Raw genomic sequence first — 2,441 nt, 5'->3', positions numbered from 1 at the left:
AGGTGCGCCCAGATAGGGCGCTGTGCAAAGCAGTCTAAGGTACTGCCGCACACGGCAGTGTGCGAGACAATCTGCCTTACCGACTAAGGAGAAATCCTTTACGGGAACAGCGCATGGCAGAAAAAGGAATAGTCACCAAAGGACTTAGGTGCGACTGTTTCCTAATGTTAAGAAGATATGAGGATAAGATTGGGTTTATCGAATGTAAGGTTCCAGTTCCTGTTTTTTGCAGGTGTGGGAAAAGTCCTGAAACCCATGTCATAACGCTGTCACGTCATCTTTCACGGCGGGACAACTGCCAACACGTTATGAAACAGGCGTGAGAACACGTCACAACGAACCGAAAGCATATCCGACAATCTTCACTAACCTATGCACAGTGCTAACTGGGGATTGCCTAAGTCCGGCTCATTTGCCGGATATGGTAACGGAGGCTCCATAGTAGTCCGAGAGGGATAATGACCCTTACATGGCGAAGGGAGCCAGTTAGTAGCATCTAAAATGTAAGAATGAAAGGGAGGAGAAACCTCAATGAAACCAACATCTGAAATTTTAGAGCGTATTGAAAAGTGTTCCAGCGAACACAAAGACGGCGTATTCACAAGACTTTACAGATACTTACTTCGTGAAGATATTTACTACGCCGCCTATCAGAAACTTTATGCAAACAAAGGTGCAACAACACAGGGTATCGACGACGATACCGCAGACGGTTTCAGTGACTTCTATGTAAAAGAGTTAATCCAGTCACTAAAGGACGGAACCTACGAGGCTAATCCTGTAAGGCGTGAGTATATTCCAAAGAAAAACGGAAAGCTCCGTCCGCTGGGTATCCCGTCTTTCCGTGACAAGCTCCTGCAAGAAGTTGTCAGAATGATTTTAGAAGCTATCTATGAACCTGTCTTTGACAGCCACTCCCACGGTTTCAGACCGGGCAAAAGCTGTCATACCGCACTCCGTCAGATTTCTTCTGACTTCACAGGCGTGGTCTGGTTTATCGAGGGCGATATACAAGGTTGTTTTGATAACATCAATCACGAAAAATTGATTGAGATTTTGAGCAGGAAAATCAAGGACAGTCGTTTTCTGAACATCATTCGCCAGTTTTTGAAAGCTGGGTATATCGAGAATTGGAAATATAACGCCACTTACAGCGGTTCCCCGCAGGGTGGTATCTGTTCTCCGATACTTGCAAATATCTATCTGAATGAGCTGGACAAGAAGTTTCGGGAAATCGCAGAACGCTTTGATAAGCCGAGGTCTGCATATCAGACACCGGAATATCATGCGGCAAGCAAAGAATTAAAAAGACTGTCTTATTGGATTGACCATACCGCCGATGAAGCGGCAAGACAAGAACTGATTGACCAACATAGGGCACAGAAGAAAGCTATGAGAAATCTGCCCTGCAAACCTGCCGACAACAAGAAGTTCACTTTTGTCCGCTATGCGGACGATTGGCTGGCAGGCGTGTGCGGCACAAAAGCGGAATGTGAGGACTTGAAAGCCGAAATCGCTGAATTTCTAAGCACAGAGCTGAAATTAACTCTAAGCGAGGAAAAGACGCTGATAACGCACAGTTCCGAAAAAGTCCGTTTCATTGGCTATGATATTTGCGTCCGCAGAAATCAGGAAGTCAAAGGTCACAGAATGAAAAACGGAACGTGGAGAAAATCCCGTACCCTGCACATGAAAGTTGCCCTGTCTGTTCCCCATACGGAAAAGATTGAGAAATTCATGTTTGCAAAGAAAGTCATTCGCCAAAAGGAAAACGGGGAGTTTCAGCCGATACACCGAGCCGGACTTCTCAACCTTGCGGATTATGAGATTGTGGAACAGTACAATGCCGAAGCAAGAGGATTATGCAACTATTACAATCTGGCTTGTGATTATCATACGCTGGACTACTTCTGCTATCTCATGGAGTACAGTTGCTTAAAGACGATTGCCAACAAGCATAAAACCAGTATCCGCAAAATCATTCGCCAGTATAAAGACGGTAAAACATGGTCTGTTCCTTATGAAACTAAAGCAGGGACAAAACGTGTTCGCCCTGTTAAAATCGCAGACTGTAAGCGTGGCGAAGCGAGTGACATCATTTATCAAAGAAAAAAATATAGCTGGAAAACCACTATCAGACAACGGCTCAACGCCAGAGTTTGTGAATTATGTGGGTGTAAAGAAGCCGATTTGTATGAGGTTCACGTTATACGGAACTTAAACGAATTGGGCAATTCTGATTGGGAAACCGTGATGAAAAAGAAGCGGAGAAAAACGCTTGTTGTTTGCAGCAAGTGCCATGAAAGAATACACAGACACTAATCAATACGTCAATTACTAATGGGGAGCCGGATACTTCGAGAGGAGTAAGTCCGGTTCCGAGGGAGGGTGTAGGAAACCTACCGCCAGCGGCGGCAAGGCGCCTTTACCCTACCCTACGA

General features: G+C 45.3%; 1 protein-coding gene. It reads left to right on the top strand.

The window, feature by feature from the left end:
- Window positions 1-531: 531 nt before the first annotated feature.
- Window positions 532-2,322: a reverse transcriptase domain-containing protein gene (locus NI20_RS0113490; protein ID WP_033121906.1), complete on the top strand. Its 1,791-nt coding sequence runs from the start codon at window positions 532-534 to the stop codon at window positions 2,320-2,322.
- Window positions 2,323-2,441 lie beyond the last annotated feature (119 nt).

The sequence above is a fragment of the Oscillibacter sp. ER4 genome (assembly GCF_000765235.1).
GTDB lineage: Bacteria > Bacillota > Clostridia > Oscillospirales > Oscillospiraceae > Hominicoprocola > Hominicoprocola fusiformis.
This window is presented reverse-complemented; position numbering and strand designations above follow the sequence as displayed.

Coding starts and splice junctions, on each gene's coding strand:
- NI20_RS0113490 (WP_033121906.1), top strand. CDS start 532: ATGAAACCAACATCTGAAATTTTAGAGCGTATTGAAAAGTGTTCCAGC.